The sequence below is a fragment of the Variovorax sp. genome (assembly GCF_035634955.1).
GTDB lineage: Bacteria > Pseudomonadota > Gammaproteobacteria > Burkholderiales > Burkholderiaceae_C > Variovorax.
The window spans coordinates 140,060-160,178 of record NZ_DASQBZ010000033.1 but is presented as its reverse complement, the minus strand read 5'-3'; the positions used below and the strand labels follow the sequence as shown (position 1 = coordinate 160,178).

At 66.7% G+C, this 20,119-nt stretch carries 18 protein-coding genes; all 18 read left to right on the top strand.

What is annotated here, in order from left to right; all coding sequences use genetic code 11:
• Positions 1-263: 263 nt before the first annotated feature.
• The 18 genes from rpsB to carB all read left to right on the top strand — a co-directional run bounded on the left by rpsB (position 264) and on the right by carB (position 20,103).
• Positions 264-1,016, top strand: coding sequence for a 30S ribosomal protein S2 (gene rpsB / locus VES41_RS23425; RefSeq protein WP_324822091.1), 753 nt, complete (start codon positions 264-266; stop codon positions 1,014-1,016).
• An 80-nt stretch (positions 1,017-1,096) separates the two neighbouring features.
• Positions 1,097-2,026, top strand: a complete 930-nt coding sequence (gene tsf, locus VES41_RS23420; RefSeq protein ID WP_324822088.1) for a translation elongation factor Ts — start codon at positions 1,097-1,099, stop codon at positions 2,024-2,026.
• Positions 2,027-2,114: 88 nt separating this feature from the next.
• Positions 2,115-2,837, top strand: a complete 723-nt coding sequence (pyrH, locus tag VES41_RS23415) for a UMP kinase (protein ID WP_324822085.1) — start codon at positions 2,115-2,117, stop codon at positions 2,835-2,837.
• Positions 2,838-2,906: 69 nt separating this feature from the next.
• Entirely contained in the window at positions 2,907-3,470 is a 564-nt protein-coding gene (gene frr, locus VES41_RS23410) for a ribosome recycling factor (protein ID WP_324822082.1), read from the top strand.
• Positions 3,471-3,492: 22 nt separating this feature from the next.
• On the top strand, positions 3,493-4,218 hold the full coding sequence (gene uppS / locus VES41_RS23405) for a polyprenyl diphosphate synthase (protein ID WP_324822566.1): 726 nt from the start codon (positions 3,493-3,495) through the stop codon (positions 4,216-4,218).
• Positions 4,219-4,223: 5 nt separating this feature from the next.
• A complete protein-coding gene (locus VES41_RS23400) occupies positions 4,224-5,069 on the top strand; it encodes a phosphatidate cytidylyltransferase (protein WP_324822080.1) in 846 nt (281 codons plus the stop codon).
• A gap of 1 nt (position 5,070) precedes the next feature.
• Positions 5,071-6,255, top strand: a complete 1,185-nt coding sequence (gene ispC / locus VES41_RS23395; protein WP_324822077.1) for a 1-deoxy-D-xylulose-5-phosphate reductoisomerase — start codon at positions 5,071-5,073, stop codon at positions 6,253-6,255.
• Between the two features lie 31 nt (positions 6,256-6,286).
• Entirely contained in the window at positions 6,287-7,657 is a 1,371-nt protein-coding gene (gene rseP, locus VES41_RS23390; RefSeq protein WP_324822074.1) for an RIP metalloprotease RseP, read from the top strand.
• Positions 7,658-7,694: 37 nt separating this feature from the next.
• Positions 7,695-10,097 carry an outer membrane protein assembly factor BamA gene (gene bamA / locus VES41_RS23385; RefSeq protein WP_324822071.1) on the top strand — a complete coding sequence of 801 codons (2,403 nt, stop codon included), beginning with the start codon at positions 7,695-7,697 and terminating at the stop codon, positions 10,095-10,097.
• Positions 10,097-10,639 carry an OmpH family outer membrane protein gene (locus VES41_RS23380; protein WP_324822067.1) on the top strand — a complete coding sequence of 181 codons (543 nt, stop codon included), beginning with the start codon at positions 10,097-10,099 and terminating at the stop codon, positions 10,637-10,639. The genes bamA and VES41_RS23380 overlap by 1 nt, the downstream gene beginning before the upstream one ends.
• A gap of 26 nt (positions 10,640-10,665) precedes the next feature.
• Entirely contained in the window at positions 10,666-11,655 is a 990-nt protein-coding gene (gene lpxD / locus VES41_RS23375) for a UDP-3-O-(3-hydroxymyristoyl)glucosamine N-acyltransferase (RefSeq protein ID WP_324822064.1), read from the top strand.
• Positions 11,652-12,101 carry a 3-hydroxyacyl-ACP dehydratase FabZ gene (gene fabZ, locus VES41_RS23370; protein WP_324822061.1) on the top strand — a complete coding sequence of 150 codons (450 nt, stop codon included), beginning with the start codon at positions 11,652-11,654 and terminating at the stop codon, positions 12,099-12,101. Before lpxD ends, fabZ begins: the two co-directional genes overlap by 4 nt.
• A 32-nt stretch (positions 12,102-12,133) precedes the next feature.
• A complete protein-coding gene (gene lpxA / locus VES41_RS23365; RefSeq protein ID WP_324822058.1) occupies positions 12,134-12,922 on the top strand; it encodes an acyl-ACP--UDP-N-acetylglucosamine O-acyltransferase in 789 nt (262 codons plus the stop codon).
• Positions 12,923-12,934: 12 nt separating this feature from the next.
• Positions 12,935-14,083, top strand: a complete 1,149-nt coding sequence (gene lpxB, locus VES41_RS23360) for a lipid-A-disaccharide synthase (RefSeq protein WP_324822055.1) — start codon at positions 12,935-12,937, stop codon at positions 14,081-14,083.
• Positions 14,055-14,759 carry a ribonuclease HII gene (gene rnhB, locus VES41_RS23355; protein WP_414719226.1) on the top strand — a complete coding sequence of 235 codons (705 nt, stop codon included), beginning with the start codon at positions 14,055-14,057 and terminating at the stop codon, positions 14,757-14,759. The genes lpxB and rnhB overlap by 29 nt, the downstream gene beginning before the upstream one ends.
• The gene (locus tag VES41_RS23350; RefSeq protein WP_324822052.1) at positions 14,756-15,553 is read left to right on the top strand and encodes an RNA methyltransferase; all 798 of its coding nucleotides are present in this window, start codon (positions 14,756-14,758) and stop codon (positions 15,551-15,553) included. Before rnhB ends, VES41_RS23350 begins: the two co-directional genes overlap by 4 nt.
• A 145-nt stretch (positions 15,554-15,698) precedes the next feature.
• Positions 15,699-16,883: a glutamine-hydrolyzing carbamoyl-phosphate synthase small subunit gene (gene carA / locus VES41_RS23345; protein WP_324822048.1), complete on the top strand. Its 1,185-nt coding sequence runs from the start codon at positions 15,699-15,701 to the stop codon at positions 16,881-16,883.
• Complete coding sequence (gene carB, locus VES41_RS23340) at positions 16,876-20,103, top strand: carbamoyl-phosphate synthase large subunit (protein WP_324822045.1); 3,228 nt, start codon at positions 16,876-16,878, stop codon at positions 20,101-20,103. Before carA ends, carB begins: the two co-directional genes overlap by 8 nt.
• Positions 20,104-20,119: the final 16 nt, after the last annotated feature.

Here is a 20,119-nt window from a genome sequence, read left to right as displayed (position 1 = left end):
TCGGCCAAGGGTACCGCACCCCTTCGCCAGCCAGGAAGTGCGACCCCTGCGTGCTATACTCTTTGGGTTTCGCTCAACGGGCGCTTACCCCGAGTTGATGCATTTGCGCAACAGCCGGGTCCTTCAAGCCGCCCTTGTTCGAGTGGAACGTATCCGCAAACCGGCCCGCCCAAGGTGTTGTCCGTTTGCCGCCATCCAGAACAGGAGGCGGCAACGTGCAAGGAGGGGCCGGATTTAAGACCCAACCTTTGGAGCACATTCCTATGTCGACCACCATGCGCGAAATGCTGGAAGCCGGAGTTCACTTCGGCCACCAGACCCGTTTCTGGAACCCGAAGATGGCCCCGTACATCTTCGGCCATCGCAACAAGATCCACATCATCAACCTGGAAAAGTCGCTGCCGATGTTCCAGGACGCGATGAAGTACGCCAAGCAGCTGACCGCCAACCGCGGCACCATCCTGATGGTGGGCACCAAGCGCCAGGCCCGCGAGATCGTGGCCGAAGAGGCTCGTCGCGCCGGCGTGCCGTTCGTCGACACCCGCTGGCTCGGCGGCATGCTGACCAACTTCAAGACGGTCAAGACCTCCATCAAGCGCCTCAAGGAAATGAAGGCCCAGCAAGAAGCTGGCCTCGACAGCCTGAGCAAGAAGGAGCAGCTGACCTTTACCCGCGAGATCGCCAAGCTCGAGAAGGACATCGGCGGCATCCAGGACATGGGTGCGCTGCCCGACGCCATCTTCGTGATCGACGTGGGCTTCCACAAGATCGCCGTGGCCGAGGCCAAGAAGCTGGGCATCCCGCTGATCGGCGTCGTGGACTCCAACCACTCGCCCGAAGGCATCGACTACGTCATCCCGGGTAACGACGACTCCGCCAAGGCCGTGCAACTGTACGCCCGCGGTATCGCCGACGCGATCATCGAAGGCCGCTCGAGCGCCGTTTCCGACGTGGTCAAGGCCGTGTCCGAAGGTGGCGACGAGTTCGTCGAAGTCGAAGAAGGCGCCTCCGCCTGATTGCGCCCCCGAGCGCTTGAGAAAGGGGCCTAGATGCCCCTTTTTTTCAATCTGAACACTGTGAAGTACGGAGAATAGATATGGCAGCAATTTCTGCAAGCATGGTCGCCGAGCTGCGCGCCAAGACCGACGCCCCCATGATGGAATGCAAGAAGGCCCTGACCGAGGCCGACGGCAACATGGAAAAGGCCGAGGAGCTGCTGCGCATCAAGCTGGGCAACAAGGCTGGCAAGGCATCTTCGCGCGTCACCGCCGAAGGCGTTGTGACCGCCTATGTCGACGGCAATGCCGGCGCCATGGTCGAGATCAACTGCGAAACCGACTTCGTGACCAAGAACGACAGCTTCGTGGCCATGGCCAAGGCGGCTGCCGAACTGGTCGCCAAGAACGATCCGGCCGACGTGGCCGCGCTGGGCGCGCTGCCCTACAGCCAGGACGGCTTCGGCCCCACGCTGGAAGACGTTCGCAAGGGCCTGATCGGCAAGATCGGCGAGAACATGAGCTTCCGCCGTTTCAAGCGCTTCGCTTCCGGCAACAAGCTTGCCTCGTACCTGCACGGCACCCGCATCGGCGTGGTCGTCGAGTTCGAAGGTGATGATGTCGCCGCCAAGGACGTCGCGATGCACATCGCGGCCATGAAGCCGGTGGCGCTGTCGACCGCCGATGTGTCGGCCGACCTCATCGAGAAGGAACGCGCCGTGGCCGCTGGCAAGGCCGACGAGGACCGCAAGGTCGCCGAAGCTGCGGGCAAGCCTGCCCAGTCGGCAGAGATCGTTGCCAAGCGTGTCGAAGGCGCGGTGCAGAAGTACCTCAAGGAGGTCTCGCTGCACAACCAGCCCTTCGTCAAGAACGACAAGCAGACCGTAGAGCAGATGCTCAAGGCCGCCAACACCAGCGTGAAGGGCTTCACCCTCTACGTGGTGGGCGAGGGCATCGAGAAGAAGGCCGACGACTTCGCCGCCGAGGTGGCTGCACAGGTCGCCGCCGCCAAGGCTGCCGCCGCGCAGTAACTCCCTGTCGCCGCGATCCCCCGCACTTGGGGGTGTCGCGGCGCCCGTCCCCCTTTAAACTCGGCCGCACGCCACCAAGGAATCGCCTATGTCCCAGCCCAGCCCTGCCCACAAGCGCATTTTGTTGAAGCTGTCGGGTGAGGCGTTGATGGGCGATGACGCCTTCGGCATCAACCGCGCGACCATCGAGCGCATGGTCGCAGAAGTGGCCGACGTGGTGAAGCTGGGGGTGCAGGTGGCCGTCGTCATCGGCGGCGGGAACATCTTTCGCGGCGTGGCAGGCGGGGCGATCGGAATGGATCGCGCAACCGCCGACTACATGGGCATGCTGGCGACGGTCATGAATTCGCTGGCGCTGGCCGACGCGATGGACCGCCAGGGCCTGGTGGCCCGCGTGATGTCGGCCATCGCCATCGAGCAGGTGGTCGAGCCCTACGTGCGGCCCAAGGCCCTGCAGTACCTCGAAGAGGGCAAGGTCGTGGTTTTTGCCGCAGGCACCGGCAACCCCTTCTTTACCACCGACACCGCCGCGGCGCTGCGCGGTGCCGAAATCGGGGCCGAACTGGTCCTCAAGGCGACCAAGGTCGACGGCGTCTACAGCGCGGACCCCAACAAGGACCCGCTCGCCACCCGCTACGGCTCCCTTTCTTTCGACGAAGCCATTGCCAAGAACCTGGGCATCATGGACGCCACGGCGTTTGCCCTGTGCCGCGACCAGAAGCTGCCGATCAAGGTGTTCTCGATCCTCAAGAGCGGTGCCCTGCGCCGGGTCGTGATGGGCGACGACGAAGGCACGCTGGTTCACGTCTGACCTGACACAATGCGGGGTGCCGGCCGCCCGGGTGGGCGGGCCGGCACCTGTCTTTCGGGAATGCAAGAAATGACCACTATCACCGAGATTCGAAACGCTGCCGAAGCGAAGATGAAGCAGTCGCTGTCGGCCTTTCAGAACAACCTCGTCAAGATCCGCACCGGCCGCGCGAGCCCGGCCTTGCTGGACACCGTGCACGTGGACTACTACGGCTCGCAGGTGCCGCTGAGCCAGGTTGCCAATGTGTCGCTGATCGACGCGCGCACGATCAGCGTTCAGCCCTGGGAAAAGGGCATGGGCGCCAAGATCGAGAAAGCCATCCGCGAAAGCGACCTCGGGCTGAACCCCGCCTCGATGGGCGACCTCATCCGCGTGCCGATGCCGCCCATGAGCGAGGAACGCCGCAAGGAAATGACCAAGCTGGCACGCACCGAAGGCGAACAGGCCAAGGTGGCCATGCGAAACCTGCGTCGCGACGCCAACGAGGGCGTCAAGAAACTGGTCAAGGACAAGCTGGCGTCCGAGGACGACCAGAAGCGCTCCGAAGCCGACATCCAGAAGATCACCGACCGCTACATTGCCGAGATCGACAAACTGGTCGTGGCGAAGGAAGCGGACATCATGGCCGTTTGACGGCCACGGAACCGACTTGTCGATGACATGCCCGGCGCCGCCTCACCACATTGCCATCGTGATGGACGGCAATGGGCGGTGGGCCACGCGTCGCTTTCTGCCGCGGGTGGCCGGCCATCGACAGGGCGTCGAATCCCTGCGGCGCTGCGTCCGGGCCTGCGTGGCGCGCGGCGTGAGGGTGCTCACGGTGTTCGCCTTCTCGTCCGAGAACTGGAGCCGTCCCAAGGACGAAGTCTCCGGCCTGATGGAACTGATGGCGCTCGCCCTGGGCCGCGAGGTGCCCCGGTTGCGCGACGACGGCGTGCGCCTGTATTTCGTGGGCGATCGCGCCGCGTTGTCGGACCGCATCGCCAGCGGCCTGGCCCAGGCCGAGGCCGCCACGGCGGGCAACGACAAGCTCCTCCTCAACGTGTGCTTCAACTACGGCGGCCGCTGGGACATCACCCAGGCGGCCGCGCGCCTGGCGCAGAAGAACGAGCCGATCACAGAGGCGTCGCTCGGCCGGGCGCTGGCGCTGGCGCACGTGCCAGACCCGGATCTTTTCATCCGCACCGGTGGTGAGCAGCGCATCTCGAACTTCCTGCTCTGGCAGAGCGCGTATTCCGAGTTCGTCTTCAGTGACCGCCTGTGGCCGGAGTTCGACGAGGCGGCGCTGGACGACGCCATCGATGCCTTCCACAAGCGCGAGCGCCGTTTCGGCCAGACGTCGGCGCAAGTCGCCGGCGCCGACGGCCTGACCACGGCCTGAAGCGAATGCTCAAGCTCCGAATCATCACGGCGCTGGTCCTGCTGGCCATCTTGCTGCCGGCGCTGTTCTATCCGTCCTACGTTCCGTTCGCCTGCGTCATGGTGGTACTGATCGGCGCAGCCGGCTGGGAATGGGGCCGGCTCAACGGCTGCGGCCCGGCCGCCTCGCTGGCGCTTGGCGCCGTGCTGGCATTGCTGTGCGTCGCGACATGGTGGGCGGGCTGGCTCGATCAGTCGCACCGGTTGCTGTGGATCGTCTCCGGCGCCGGCTGGGTGATCGGCGGCGCGATGCTCTTGCGCACGGGCGTCAGTGGCTGGCCGCAGGTACCGCGCGTGCTTCGGCTGGCAGGCGGCATGCTGGTGCTGTGGCTGGCCTGGCTTGGTGCGCTGCAGGCGCGGATGCTCGGCATCAATTTTCTGTTGTCGATCCTCGTCCTGGTCTGGGTGGCCGATGTCTTCGCCTATTTCGCGGGACGCGCGTTCGGCCTGCGACTGACGCGCGAGCGGCTTGCGCCTGCCATCAGTCCGGGCAAGAGCTGGGAGGGCGTGTGGGGCGGCATGGCCGGTGTGCTCGTGTTGGCGCTGGCCTGGACCTGGGCCGACCGCGCCGCCGGTGCCGACGTGGCCAGTCTCTACTCGCGGCTGTGGGATCGCGGCTGGCCCGTGCTCATCATTGGCGTGATCTTCCTGGCCGCCATGAGCGTGGTCGGCGACCTGGCCGAATCGCTGGTCAAGCGCAGCGCCGGTGCCAAGGACAGCAGCCAGTTGCTGCCCGGCCATGGCGGGGTGCTGGACCGGGTCGATGCGTTGTTGCCCACCTTTCCGCTGGCGATGATGCTGGCCTTTATCTGATATGTCCGCCAAGCAGCGCATCACCGTCCTCGGTTCGACCGGCTCGATCGGCGTCAGCACGCTCGACGTCATCGCGCGTCATGCGGATCGTTTCGAGGTGTTCGCTCTTTCGGCGGCCACGCGGGTCGACGAATTGCTGGCGCAGTGCGCGCAGTTCCGGCCGCGCTACGCGGTCATGGCGAGTGATGCGCATGCCGCCGAACTGGCCGACCGCCTGCGCCGCAACGACTTGCCGACGCAGGTCCTGCGGGCCGACGACGCGCTCGAGCAGATCGCCGCGCACGAGCAGGTCGACGCCGTCATGGCGGCCATCGTCGGCGCGGCGGGGCTGTCGCCCTGCCTGGCGGCGGCGCGCGCAGGCAAGCGCCTGCTGCTGGCCAACAAGGAAGCGCTGGTGGTCGGCGCCGAACTCTTCATGGCCGCGGTCACGCAGGGGGGCGCGACGCTGCTGCCCATCGACAGTGAGCATTCGGCCATCTTCCAGTCGCTGCCCGAGGACCCGGCCACCTGGCCGAGGCGGGTCGACAAGATCCTGCTGACCGCCTCGGGCGGGCCGTTTCGCTCGCGCGACCCTGCGACGCTCGGCAGCGTCACGCCCGACGAGGCCTGCGCGCATCCGAACTGGGTGATGGGGCGCAAGATCTCGGTCGATTCGGCCACCATGATGAACAAGGCGCTCGAGGTGATCGAGGCGCGCTTCCTGTTCGGCGTCGCGCCGCGACAGATCGAGGTCGTCATTCACCCTCAGAGCGTGGTCCATTCGATGGTCCAGTTCACCGACGCGTCGGTCATCGCGCAACTCGGCACGCCGGACATGCGGGTGCCGATTGCCTGCGGGTTGGCCTGGCCGGAGCGGCTTGAGAGCGGCGCCGGCCGGCTGGATTTCCGTGCAATGGCCGCGCTGACCTTCGAGGCCCCGGACGCAGCGCGTTTCCCGGGCCTGGGCCTGGCGTGGCGCGCAATGGAGGCGGCCCCCGGGACCACCGCCGTCCTCAATGCCGCCAACGAGGTGGCGGTGCAGGCATTCCTGGACGGGCAACTGCGCTTCGATCGAATTCATGCGGTCAATCTGGAAACCTTGGAGGCCGTGCTTCCATCCAAGCCACAGGCGCTGGCCGACCTGCTGGCAATAGACGAGCGCGCGCGAGCTGCCGCCGCCGCGGCAGTCCGGCGGCTGGCGGCTTGATCGGCGCCGCCAACCTTCCACCACACATTCCATGCTCACCGTCATCGCCTTCGTCGTCGCCCTGGGCGTGCTGATCGCCGTCCACGAGTGGGGCCACTACCGCGTCGCGGTCGCGTGCAACGTCAGGGTGCTCCGGTTCTCCATCGGCTTCGGCAAGGTCCTGTACCGATGGCAGCCGCGCCGGCCCAGGCCGGGTCAGGACACCGAATTCGTGATCGGCGCGTTCCCGTTCGGCGGCTATGTGCGCATGCTCGACGAGCGCGAAGCCCCGGTCGATCCGCATGAGCGTCACCGTGCGTTCAATACCCAGCCGTTGCGCGCCCGGGCCGCCATCGTTGCTGCCGGACCGGTAGCCAACCTGCTGCTGGCGGTGTTCCTGTACGCGGCGGTGAACTGGATCGGCATCGACGAGCCGGTGGCGCTGCTGGCCCGGCCCGTGCCCGGCTCGCTGGCGGAAGGCGCCGGCCTCAGCGGGGGAGAGCGGGTGTTGCGCGCCGGATTCGACGGCGACTTGACGCCGGTCGAATCCTTCGAGGACCTGCGTTGGCGAATCACGCGCGGTGCGTTGGAGCAGCGCGATCTCGACCTGGAGGTCGACAGCGACGGCCGGGGCCGGCTGCATTCGGTGCGTCTGCCACTGAGTGAGGTCGAGGCGCAGGACGCCGACGCGCAGATGTTCCGCCGCATCGGCATCCTCGCGCCCCTGACGCGGCCGGAGATCGGCCAGGTCATCAATGGCGGAGCGGCCCAGCGGGACGGGCTCCGGCAAGGAGACCTGGTGCTGTCCATCGGCGGCACGCCCATCATCGACGGGCAGCAGTTGCGCGAAGAGATCCGCATGTCGGTCTCCGGCGACGAGCCTCGCGCGCAGTTGTGGCGCATCGAGCGCGGTGGCCGCCCGCTCGAGATCGAGGTGGCCCCCGAAGTTCGCATGGAGGGTGGGGTCGCGATCGGACGGGTCGGTGCATACGTTGGCGCCGCGCCGGAGATGGTCACCGTGCGCCAGGGCCCGCTGGACGGCCTGTGGATGGGCGCCGTGCGCACCTGGGAGGTCTCGGCCCTCACGGTCCGCATGATGGGCCGAATGGTGATCGGCGAGGCCTCGCTCAAGAACCTGAGCGGGCCGCTGACCATTGCCGACTACGCCGGCAAGTCGGCCAGCCTCGGCCTGACCCAGTACCTCGGCTTCCTGGCCCTGATCAGCGTCAGCCTGGGTGTGCTCAACCTGATGCCGCTCCCGGTCCTCGATGGGGGACACCTGATGTATTATCTTTGGGAGGGCCTCACGGGTCGCGGCGTGTCCGACGCATGGATGGAACGGCTTCAGCGCGGTGGCATCGCACTGCTGCTGCTCATGATGTCGATCGCGCTCTTCAACGACGTGACGCGGCTCTTTGGTTAACTTTCTTTCAGGCCGCGCGCCGTCGGTCAACTCTCAGATGAAAACAAGATACAACCGCTTCCGTCTGCGCAGCGTGGTCGTCATGGTGGCCGGAGCGGTTGCCGCATTTGCGGCCTGGGCGGTCGAGCCCTTCACCATTCGCGACATCCGGGTCGAGGGCCTTCAGCGGGTCGAGCCCGGGACGATCTTCGCATCCATGCCCATCCGCGTCGGCGAAACCTACACCGACGACCGTGGCTCCGCCGCCATCCGGGCGTTGTTCGACCTCGGCCTGTTCAAGGATGTGCGCATCGACGTCAACGACAACGTCGTCGTCGTGATCGTCGAGGAACGGCCCACGGTCGCCGGCGTGGACTTCGTCGGGGCGAAGGAATTCGACAAGGACGCGCTGGTCAAGTCGCTGCGCGAGGTCGGCCTGGCCGATGGCCGCCCGTACGACAAGGCACTGACCGACCGTGCCGAACAGGAGCTCAAGCGCCAGTACGTCAGCCGCAGCCTGTACAACGCCGAGGTGGTCACCACCGTCACGCCGATCGAGCGCAACCGTGTCAACCTGACGTTCACCGTCACCGAAGGTGCGCCTGCGCGCATCAAGGACATCCGCATTGTCGGCAACCAGGCCTTCAGCGAATCCACGCTGCGCGGCCTGTTCGATCTCGACACCGGCGGCTGGCTGAGCTGGTACACCAAGTCGGACCAGTACGCGCGCGCCAAGCTCAACGCCGACCTGGAGACGCTGCGGTCGTACTACCTGCAGCGCGGCTACCTGGAGTTCCGCATCGATTCCACCCAGGTCGCCGTGTCGCCGGACCGGGAAGACCTGACGCTGACCATCAACGTCACCGAGGGCCAGAAGTACGTGGTCTCGGGCGTCAAGCTCGCCGGCAACTACCTCGGCCGCGACGACGAGTTCAAGTCGCTGATCACCATCGAGCCGGGCGAGCCGTACAACGCCGAGCAGGTCACCGAGACGACCAACGCATTTACCGACTATTTTGGAAGCTTCGGCTACGCTTTCGCTCGCGTGCAGGCCCGTCCGGAGATCGACCGCACCAACAACCGCGTGGCGCTGGTCATCCAGTCCGACCCGGTCCGCCGCGTGTACGTGCGCCGCCTCAACATCAGCGGCAACAACCGCACGCGCGATGAAGTCATCCGCCGCGAATTCCGCCAGTACGAGGCCTCCTGGTACGACGGCGACCGCATCAAGCTGTCGCGCGACCGTGTGAACCGCCTGGGCTTCTTCACCGACGTCAACATCGAGACGCAGGAGGTGCCGGGCACCCCCGACCAGGTCGACCTGTCGGTTTCCGTGGTCGAGAAGCCCACCGGCGCGCTGCAACTGGGCGCCGGCTTCTCCACCGCGGAGAAGGTGTCGTTCAGCTTCGGGATCCAGCAGGAGAACGTGTTCGGTTCGGGCAACTACCTCGGCCTGAACGTGAACACCAGCAAGTACAACCGGGTCATCCAGCTGACCAGCACCGACCCGTACTTCACCAAGGAAGGCATCTCGCGGACCTTCGATCTGTACTACCGCACCACGCGCCCGTACTACACGGAAGACGGCGACTACCGCCTGATCAACGAAGGCGGAACGCTGCGCTTCGGCGTGCCGTTCAGTGAAGTCGACACCGTCTACTTCGGTGCCGGCCTGGAGCGCTACAGCTTCGAGCCCGGCTCCAACCTGGCCTCGCAGACGCCCGAGGCCTACCGCAACTACTTCGGCTGCCAGCTGAGCGGCGGCTATGTCACGTCGTGCGACAACGACAGCGTCTGGGGCATCCCGCTGACCATCGGCTGGTCGCGCGATTCGCGCGACAGCGCCCTGTCGCCGACCAGGGGCCGGGTGCAGCGCGCCGGTGTCGAGATCGGCTCGGCCGGCGACATGAAGTACTACAAGGGCAGCTATCAGATCCAGCAGTACATCCCGCTGAACAAGCAGTACACGCTGGCATTCTTCGGTGACCTGGGGTACGGCAAGGCGTACGGCGACAATATTTATCCGATCTTCAAGAACTTCTACGCCGGTGGCCTGGGGTCGATCCGCGGTTTCGAGCAGAACTCGCTGGGCCCGCGCGACGGCGTCACGACGGCTGCGCTGGGCGGCACCAAGAAGGCGGTCTTCAACGCCGAGATCAGCACGCCGTTCCCGGGGGCCGGCAACGACCGCACGCTGCGCATGTACGGCTTCGTCGACGTCGGCAACGTGTTCACCGACCGCCTGGACGGCCAGACCGATGCGCAATGGAGCGCCCAGAAGAAGCTGCGCGCCTCGGCCGGCATCGGCATCAGCTGGGTTTCGCCGCTCGGGCCGCTGCGGCTGGCCTATGCCGTTCCGCTCCAGTACCAGGATGAGGAAGTGGGGATTGAGGGCCAGGCGGGCTATATCCCCGAGGATAGAATTCAGCGCATTCAATTCCAGATCGGAACCTCCTTCTGATGACTCATCTGTTCCGCGCCGCTGCAGTGCTGGTTTCCGCGCTAGCGCTGTGCGGCAGCCCGGCCCAGGCCGAGGATTTCCGGGTCGGCTTCGTCAATCCGGACCGCGTGCTGCGCGAAGCGCAGCCGGCCAAGGCGGCCCAGGCCAAGCTGGAAGCTGAGTTCACCAAGCGCGACAAGGACCTGCAGGCCCAGGGCGAAGCCCTGAAGGCTGCGTCGGAGCGCTTCGAGCGCGAGGCGCCGACCTTGTCGGAGTCGCAGCGAATGCAGCGCCAGCGCGCCCTGATCGACCAGGACCGCGAGTTCCAGCGCAAGCGCCGGGAGTTCCAGGAGGACCTCAACGCCCGCAAGAACGAAGAGCTCCAGGCTGTCTACGAGCGCGCCAACCGCGTGATCAAGCAGATCGCAGAAGCGGACCGCTACGACGCGATCCTGCAGGAGGCGATCTACATCAACCCCAAGCACGACATCACCGACAAGGTGATCCGGGCGCTGAACGCCTACAGCGCTGTCGGCGATCCGGCGCCTGGCGCGAGCAGGTAAGGGCCGCTTCGGCCCGAAAACGCCACGTGGCATTGCAACTGGCAGCCATCGTTGACGCCCTCGGTGGCGAGTTGCACGGCGACGGTGCGCGCGCCATCGAGCGGCTGGCGCCACTGCAAAGCGCCACGCCCGAGGCGCTGACCTTCCTGTCCAATCCCAGGTTCCAGAAGGATCTGGCGGCCTCGAAGGCGGGATGCGTCATCGTGTCGCCGCCTGCCGAGGATGCGGCCAAGGTGCGTGGCGACTACATCCTCACGCCCGATCCCTACCTCTACTTCGCCCGCCTGACGCAACTGTGGAAGGCGCATCATGCGCCGCCGCCGGAAGCGCGCATCCACCCGAGCGCGGTCGTCCACCCCCAGGCCGAGGTCGACGAGACCGCCGCGATCGGGCCGCTGTGCGTGGTCGGGCGCGGTGCGCGCATCGGGGCCGGCACGGTGCTCAAATCCGGCGTCACCGTCAGCGAAGGCTGCGTCATCGGCGCGCGGTGCCTGGTGCATCCGGGCGTCGTCATCGGCGCCGACGGCTTCGGCCTGGCGCCTTCCGCGGACGGCTGGGTCAAGATCGAGCAACTCGGCGCGGTGCGCATCGGCGACGATGTCGAGATCGGTGCCAATACCTGCATCGACCGGGGCGCGCTGGAGGACACCGTCATCGAGGACGGCGTCAAGCTCGACAACCTCATCCAGATCGGCCACAACGTGCACATCGGGCGCAACACCGCGATGGCGGGATGCTCGGCGGTGGCCGGCAGCGCGCACATCGGCGCCAACTGCACCATCGCCGGCGCCGGCATGGTGCTCGGCCACCTGACGCTGGCCGACGGCGTGCACGTATCGGCCGCGTCGCTGGTCACCCGATCAATCCTCAAGCCGGGCCAGTACACCGGCGTGTTTCCCATCGACGACAATGCGTCATGGGAGAAAAACGCCGCGACGCTGCGGCACCTGCATTCGCTGCGGGAGCGTGTCAAGGCCCTGGAAAAGGCCCTCGCGCAGAACGACAAGACATCATGACGACGACGCTCGACATTCATCAGATCCTCAAACTGCTGCCGCATCGCTACCCGTTTCTGCTCGTTGACCGGGTGATCGGCATGGAGAAGGGCAAGCACATCACGGCCTTGAAGAACGTGACGATGAACGAGCCCTTCTTCAACGGCCATTTTCCGCACCGCCCGGTGATGCCCGGCGTGCTGATGCTCGAGGCCATGGCACAGGCGGCGGCGCTGCTTTCGTTCCGCTCGCTGGACATCGTGCCCGACGAAAACATGGTCTATTACTTCGCGGCCATCGACGGTGCGCGCTTCAAGCGCCCCGTCGAGCCGGGCGACCAGCTCACGCTGGAGGTCGAGATCGAGCGCGTGAAGGCCGGCATCTCCAAGTTCCGCGGGCGCGCGCTGGTGGGCGAGGAACTCGCCTGCGAGGCGCAGCTGATGTGCGCCATGCGCCAGATCAACTGAGGCATGCGCGAGACCCGCGTGCAATCGGCCGCATGACGCAGATCCACCCGACGGCCATCGTCGATCCGGCGGCCCAGCTCGACAGCAGCGTTTCCGTCGGACCGTACTCCGTGATCGGGCCCAAGGTGCGCATCGGGGCCGGCACCACCATCGGCCCGCATTGCGTGATCGACGGCCGCACCACCATCGGCCGCGACAACCATTTTTTTCAGTTCGGCTCCATCGGCGCGCAGCCGCAGGACAAGAAGTACGCAGGAGAAGACACCGAACTGGTGATCGGCGACCGCAACACGGTTCGCGAGTTCTGCACCTTCAACCTTGGCGTTCCCCAGGCAGGCGGAGTCACGCGCATCGGCGACGACAACTGGATCATGGCCTACACCCACGTGGCGCACGATTGCCTGATCGGCAACCACACCACGCTGGCCAACAACACGACGCTGGCCGGCCACGTCGTGCTGGGCGATTGGGTGACGGTCGGCGGGCTCACCGGCATCCACCAGTTCGTGAAGATCGGCGCGCACGCCATGATCGGCTTTGCCAGTGCCGTCGCGCAGGATGTGCCGCCGTTCATGCTGGTGGACGGCAATCCGCTGGCCGTGCGCGGGTTCAATGCCGTAGGCCTGAAGCGCCGCGGATTCGGGCCCAAGCGGCTGGCCGCCGTCAAGCAGATGCATCGGCTGCTCTATCGGGAGGGCCGCACGCTGGATGACGCGCGTGCCGCGATTCGCGCCCTGGCCGATGCGTCGCCGGAGGCTGCGCCCGACTCGGCGCTGATGGACGCCTTCCTGGCCGACGCCACGCGCGGCATTGCCCGCTGAGGCGCGCCGCCCATGGATACGCAGCAGCAGCGGCAGTTCGCGCTGGTCGCGGGCGAGGCTTCCGGAGACCTCCTGGCCGGCCTGATGCTCGACGGACTGCGTGCGCGCTGGCCGGGCATGCAGGCAGCCGGCATCGGGGGTCCGCAGATGCTCGCGCGCGGGTTCGAGAGCTGGTGGCCCCAGGAGAAACTGGCGGTGCGTGGCTACATCGAGGTGCTGCGACACTACCCTGAGATTGCCGGCATCCGTCGCCAGCTCAAGGCGCGCCTGCTGCGCGAACGGCCCGACATCTTCATCGGCGTGGATGCGCCCGACTTCAATCTCGACCTCGAGGCCGGCCTGCGCGCCAGTGGCGTGCGCACGGCGCATTTCGTCTGCCCGTCGATCTGGGCCTGGCGGCCGGAACGCATCGAGAAGATCCGCGCGGCCGCCGACCATGTCCTGTGCATTTTCCCCTTCGAGCCCGACCTGCTGGCGCGGCATGGCGTGGCCGGCAGCTACGTCGGCCATCCGCTGGCACAGGTGATTCCGATGCAGCCGGACCGGGCGGCAGCCCGCGCGGCCCTGGGGCTCGACGCGCAGGCGCCGGTGGTGGCGCTGCTTCCGGGCAGCCGCCTGTCGGAGCTGCGCTACATCGCCCCGCGCTTTCTGCAGGCAGCCGCGCGCATGCGCGCCGACGAAGCGGGCTTGCAGTTCGTGCTGCCAACGCTGCCGTCGCTGATGCCGCAGGCGCGCCAGATGGTCGACGCGGCCGGCCTGGCCGGGCAGGTGTTGCTGACCCAAGGCCGTTCGCACGAGGTTCTGGCCGCCTGCGACGTCACGCTGATCGCCAGCGGCACCGCCACGCTGGAGGCGGCCCTCTTCAAGCGGCCAATGGTCATCGCCTACACGATGAACCATCTGACCTGGCGGCTGATGGTGCGCAAGCAGTTGCAACCCTGGATCGGATTGCCGAATATCCTGTGCCAGGAATTCGTCGTGCCCGAATTGATCCAGGACCAGGCCTCGCCCGAGGCGCTGGCCCGCGCGACGCTGGAATGGCTGCGTTCACCCGCGAAGGTGAGCCAACTGCAACAACGATTCACTGCGCTGCACGACGAATTGCGGCGCGATACGCCCACACTTTGCGCCGATGCGATCGAGAAAGTTCTTGCAGGCTAAGCAAGTCAGCCTGACCTGGGATGTGCCAGGCCTGGTCGCCGGCGTGGACGAGGCCGGGCGTGGCCCGCTGGCCGGCCCGGTGGTGGCCGCGGCCGTGATCCTGGACGAGCGCCGCCCGATCCGCGGTCTGGCCGACTCCAAGCAGCTCACCGCCCTCAAGCGCGAGCGCCTCTACGACCTGATCATGGAGCGGGCCCTGTGCTGTTCGGTGGCGCAGGCCAGCGTGGAGGAGATCGACACCCACAACATTCTGCAGGCGACCATGCTGGCCATGCGCCGTGCCGTGGTCGGCCTGCGCCTGAAGCCCGGCAAGGTGCTGGTCGACGGCAACCGGCTTCCGGTGCTCGACGTGCTGGCCGAGGCGGTGGTGGGCGGCGATGCGCTGGTCAAGTCCATTTCCGCCGCATCCATCCTCGCCAAGGTGCACCGGGACCGCCTGTGCGCGCAGTTGCACGAGGAATTCCCGCACTACGGTTTTGCCGCCCACAAGGGCTACGGCACGCCTGAGCACCTGGAGGCGCTGCGGACCCATGGTGCCTGCGTGCACCATCGGCGCTCGTTCGCGCCGGTCGCCGCCGCGCCGCTTTGGCAACCGCCCGTTTCGATGACGCCGGAGCCGTTGTCCTCCACCCAGCCCGTGCGGCCGATGCCGCTGGAGCAGGCGGCGGCGCCATGAGCGAAACCGGCCCCACCCGCATCAGTTCGCGCGACAACCCGCTGCTCAAGGAACTGCGCCGCCTGGCGCAGGACGCTGGCGCCTACCGGCGGCTGGGCCGCGTCTGGATCGAGGGCGATCACCTGTGCCGGGCGGCGCGCCAGCGCGGCCTGAAGCCGGCCATCGCCGTCTTCACCGAATCCTTCTGGCCGCAGGCGCAGCACGAATGGGACGGCTACGCCGAGCGCACGGTGGTGCTGCCGGATGCGCTGCTCCACGACGTCAGCGGCCTCGAATCGCCGGCGCCCATGGGCTTCGTCATCGATGCGCCGGCGCCGCCGGCGGTGCAGGACGGCGTGCCCACGGTGGTGCTGGACCGGCTGCAGGACGCCGGCAACGTCGGATCGGTGCTGCGCAGCGCCGCAGCCTTCGGCTTCGCGCAGGTGGTCGCCCTGAAAGGCACGGCAGCGCTCTGGTCGCCCAAAGTGCTGCGCGCCGGCATGGGCGCCCATTTCGGCCTGCGGCTCATCGAGGGCGCGCAACTGCCGGATCTGGCGCCGCTCACCATGCCGATGCTGGCGACCAGCTCACATGCGGGGCAATGGCTTCATGAGGCGCAATCGGCGCGCAATCTGCCGCACCCGTGCGCCTGGTTGCTCGGGCATGAAGGGCAGGGCCTTTCACCCGCGCTGCAGGCGCGCGCCACGCTCCACATTCGCATTGCGCAGCCCGGCGGCGAGGAGTCTCTCAACGTGGCTGCGGCGGCGGCGATTTGCCTGCACGCCAGTGCGGCCATGGCGGTCGGATCGCCATAGAAACGCGAATGGCCCGGCTATAATAGGCGGCTTTCCCGCTCGAACCTCAGCCCACCGCGCACGCCACGCCACTCCTTCGACGAAAGTTGCAAGCCCGAGTTGTCTCTTGGGTTCGCTGTGGGCCACCATCCATCCGGAGAACCCAGTGCTTTTGTCCCTCAAGGGAGCCTTCCCGCCCGCCATCCTGGCGCTCGCAGACGGCACGGTCTTTCTCGGCAATTCGATCGGCGCCACCGGCGCCACAGTGGGTGAGGTGGTGTTCAACACCGCCATCACCGGCTACCAGGAAATCCTCACCGACCCCAGCTACTGCCAGCAGATCGTCACGCTGACGTATCCGCACATCGGCAACTACGGCGTCAACGATGAGGACATCGAAGCCGACAAGATCCACGCCGCGGGCCTGATCATTCGCGACCTGCCCCTCGTGGCGTCCAACTTCCGAAGCTCGTCCACCCTGTCGCAGTACCTCGTGCGCAGCGGCACGGTCGCCATCTCGAACGTCGACACGCGCAAGCTGACCCGGCACCTGCGCACCAATGGCGCCCAGAACGGCTGCATCCTCGGCCTGGCCGAGGGCGAGTCGGTGACGCAGGCCCTGATCGACAAGGCCATCGACGCGGCCAAGGCGGCTCCGGCAATGGTCGGCCTGGACCTCGCCAAGGTGGTGTCCGTGCCGCAGACCTACGAATGGACGCAGACCGAGTGGAAGCCCGGTGTGGGCTATGGCGTGCAGATCACGCCCCGGTTCCACGTCGTGGCCTACGACTTCGGCATCAAGAAGAACATCCTGCGCATGCTGGCACAGCGCGGCGCCCGCGTCACCGTGGTGCCGGCCAAGACGCCCGCGGCCGACGTGCTCAAGCTCAAGCCCGACGGCATCTTCCTGTCGAACGGTCCCGGCGACCCGGAGCCGTGCGACTACGCCATCGACGCCACGCGCGAACTGATCGACACGGGCATCCCGACCTTCGGGATCTGCCTGGGCCACCAGATCATGGCGCTGGCGTGCGGCGCCAAGACCTTCAAGATGAAGTTCGGCCATCACGGCGCCAACCATCCCGTGAAGGACCTGGACAGCGGCCACGTGGCCATCACCAGCCAGAACCACGGCTTCGCGGTGGACGAGAAGACCTTGCCGGCCAACATGCGGCCCACCCACGTGAGCCTGTTCGACGGCACGCTGCAAGGGCTGGCGCGCACCGATCGCCCCGCTTTCTGCTTCCAGGGACACCCGGAGGCTTCGCCCGGTCCGCAGGACCTCGGGTACCTGTTCGATCGCTTCACGGCACTCATGGAAAAACACAAGTCGGAGGCTGTGAATGCCTAAGCGTACGGATATCCGCAGCATCCTCATCATTGGCGCGGGCCCGATCATCATCGGCCAGGCGTGCGAGTTCGACTACTCCGGCGTGCAGGCCTGCAAGGCGCTGCGCGAGGAGGGCTACAAGGTCATCCTGATCAACAGCAACCCGGCGACGATCATGACCGACCCGGCCACGGCCGACGTCACCTACATCGAGCCGATCACCTGGCCGACGGTCGAGAAGATCATCGCCAAGGAGCGGCCCGATGCCATCCTGCCCACCATGGGCGGGCAGACCGCGCTCAACTGCGCGCTCGACCTGTGGCGCCACGGCGTGCTCGACAAGTACAAGGTCGAGCTGATCGGCGCGACCCCGGAGGCCATCGACAAGGCCGAGGACCGCCTGAAGTTCAAGGACGCGATGACCAGGATCGGGCTGGGCTCGGCACGCTCGGGTATCGCGCACAGCATGGACGAGGCCTGGGGCGTGCAGAAGACCGTGGGCTTTCCGACCGTCATCCGCCCGAGCTTCACGCTGGGCGGCACCGGCGGCGGCATCGCCTACAACCCCGAAGAGTTCGAGACCATCTGCAAGCGCGGCCTGGAGGCCTCGCCCACCAACGAGTTGCTGATCGAGGAATCGCTGCTCGGCTGGAAGGAGTACGAGATGGAGGTGGTGCGCGACAAGGCGGACAACTGCATCATCGTGTGCTCGATCGAGAACCTCGACCCGATGGGCGTGCACACCGGCGACTCGATCACCGTGGCGCCGGCGCAGACGCTCACCGACAAGGAATACCAGGTCATGCGAGACGCCAGCCTGGCGGTGCTGCGCGAGATCGGCGTGGACACCGGCGGCTCGAACGTCCAGTTCTCGCTCAATCCGAAGGACGGGCGCCTGATCGTCATCGAGATGAACCCGCGCGTGTCGCGGTCCTCGGCACTGGCCTCCAAGGCCACCGGCTTCCCGATCGCCAAGGTCGCGGCCAAGCTGGCCGTGGGCTACACGCTCGACGAACTGCGCAACGAGATCACTGGCGGCGCCACGCCGACGAGCTTCGAGCCGTCGATCGACTATGTCGTCACCAAGATCCCGCGCTTCGCCTTCGAGAAGTTCCCGCAGGCCGACTCGCGCCTGACCACGCAGATGAAGTCGGTGGGCGAAGTGATGGCCATGGGCCGCACCTTCCAGGAGTCGTTCCAGAAGGCGCTGCGCGGGCTCGAGGTCGGCGTGGACGGCATGAACGAGAAGACGCAGGACCGCGAAGTGCTCGAGAAGGAACTGGGCGAGCCCGGGCCCGAGCGCATCTGGTATGTCGGCGACGCCTTCGCCCAGGGCATGTCGGTCGACGAGGTGCATGACCTCACGAAGATCGACAAGTGGTTCCTGGTGCAGATCGAGGAGATCGTCAAGATCGAGCTCGAGCTGGAATCGAAGAGCCTGGACGACATCGACGCGGCCACCTTGCTCATCCTCAAGCAGAAGGGCTTCTCCGACCGCCGGCTGGCCAGGCAGTTGCGCACCACGGACACCGCGGTGCGAGAGAAGCGCCGCGCACTGGGCGTGCGGCCGGTCTACAAGCGCGTGGACACCTGCGCGGCCGAGTTCGCCACCAACACGGCGTACATGTACTCCACGTACGAGCAGGAGTGCGAATCCGAGCCGACCGACAAGAAGAAGATCATGGTGCTGGGCGGCGGTCCGAACCGCATTGGCCAGGGCATCGAGTTCGACTACTGTTGCGTCCACGCGGCGCTGGCGATGCGCGAGGACGGCTACGAGACCATCATGGTCAACTGCAATCCCGAGACCGTCTCGACCGACTACGACACCTCCGACCGCCTGTACTTCGAGCCCTTGACGCTGGAAGACGTGCTGGAGATCGTCGACAAGGAAAAACCCACCGGCGTGATCGTGCAGTACGGCGGCCAGACGCCGCTGAAGCTCGCGCTCGACCTGGAGGCCAACGGCGTGCCGATCATCGGCACCAGCCCGGACATGATCGACGCGGCCGAGGACCGTGAGCGCTTCCAGAAGCTGCTGCACGAACTGGGCTTGCGCCAGCCGCCCAACGCCACCGCGCGCACCGAGAGCGAGGCGCTGGAGAAGGCCGCTTCCCTGGGCTATCCGTTGGTGGTGCGCCCCAGCTACGTGCTGGGCGGCCGGGCAATGGAGATCGTGCACGAGCAGCGTGACCTGGAGCGCTACATGCGCGAGGCGGTCAAGGTGAGCAACGACTCGCCGGTGCTGCTGGACCGCTTCCTGAACGACGCGGTCGAGTGCGACGTGGACTGCATCCGGGACGCCACCGGCGCCACCCTGATCGGCGGCGTGATGGAGCATATCGAGCAGGCCGGCGTGCACTCGGGCGACTCGGCGTGCTCGTTGCCGCCCTACAGCCTGCGCGCCGACACCGTGGCCGAACTCAAGCGCCAGAGCGCGGCCATGGCCAAGGCGCTGGGCGTCGTCGGACTCATGAACGTGCAGTTCGCCATCCAGGAAGTGGACGGCAAGGACGTCATCTACGTGCTGGAGGTCAATCCGCGTGCCTCGCGCACGGTGCCCTTCGTGAGCAAGGCGACGGGCATCCAGCTGGCCAAGGTGGCGGCGCGCTGCATGGCGGGGCGTTCGCTGGCCGAGCAGGGCGTCACGACGGAAGTGACGCCGCCTTACTTCAGCGTCAAGGAGGCCGTCTTCCCGTTCGTCAAGTTCCCCGGCGTCGACCCGATCCTCGGCCCGGAGATGAAGTCGACCGGCGAGGTCATGGGGGTGGGCAAGACGTTCGGCGAGGCCTTCGTCAAGTCGCAGCTGGGCGCCGGCACGCACCTGCCCAAGTCGGGCAAGGTCTTCATCTCGGTGAAGAACAACGACAAGCCGCGTGCGGTCGAGGTCGCGCGCGGCCTGGCGAAGCTGGGCTACGAGCTGGTCGCCACCAAGGGCACTGCCGTGGCCATCGAGGCGGCGGGCATCGCCTGCACCACGGTCAACAAGGTCACCGAGGGGCGACCACACATCGTGGACATGATCAAGAACAACGAGATCGCCCTCGTCATCAACACCGTGGAAGAGCGCCGCAACGCCATCACCGATTCGCGCCAGATCCGCACGTCGGCGCTGTTGGCACGGGTCAACATCATCACGACCATCTTCGGCGCCGAGGCAGCGGTGGAGGGCATGCAGTACCTGGACGAGCTCAGCGTGATCTCGGTGCAGGAAATGCACGCCCAGCTGGCGGCCGCCTGAGGCTGAAGGAAAGGCA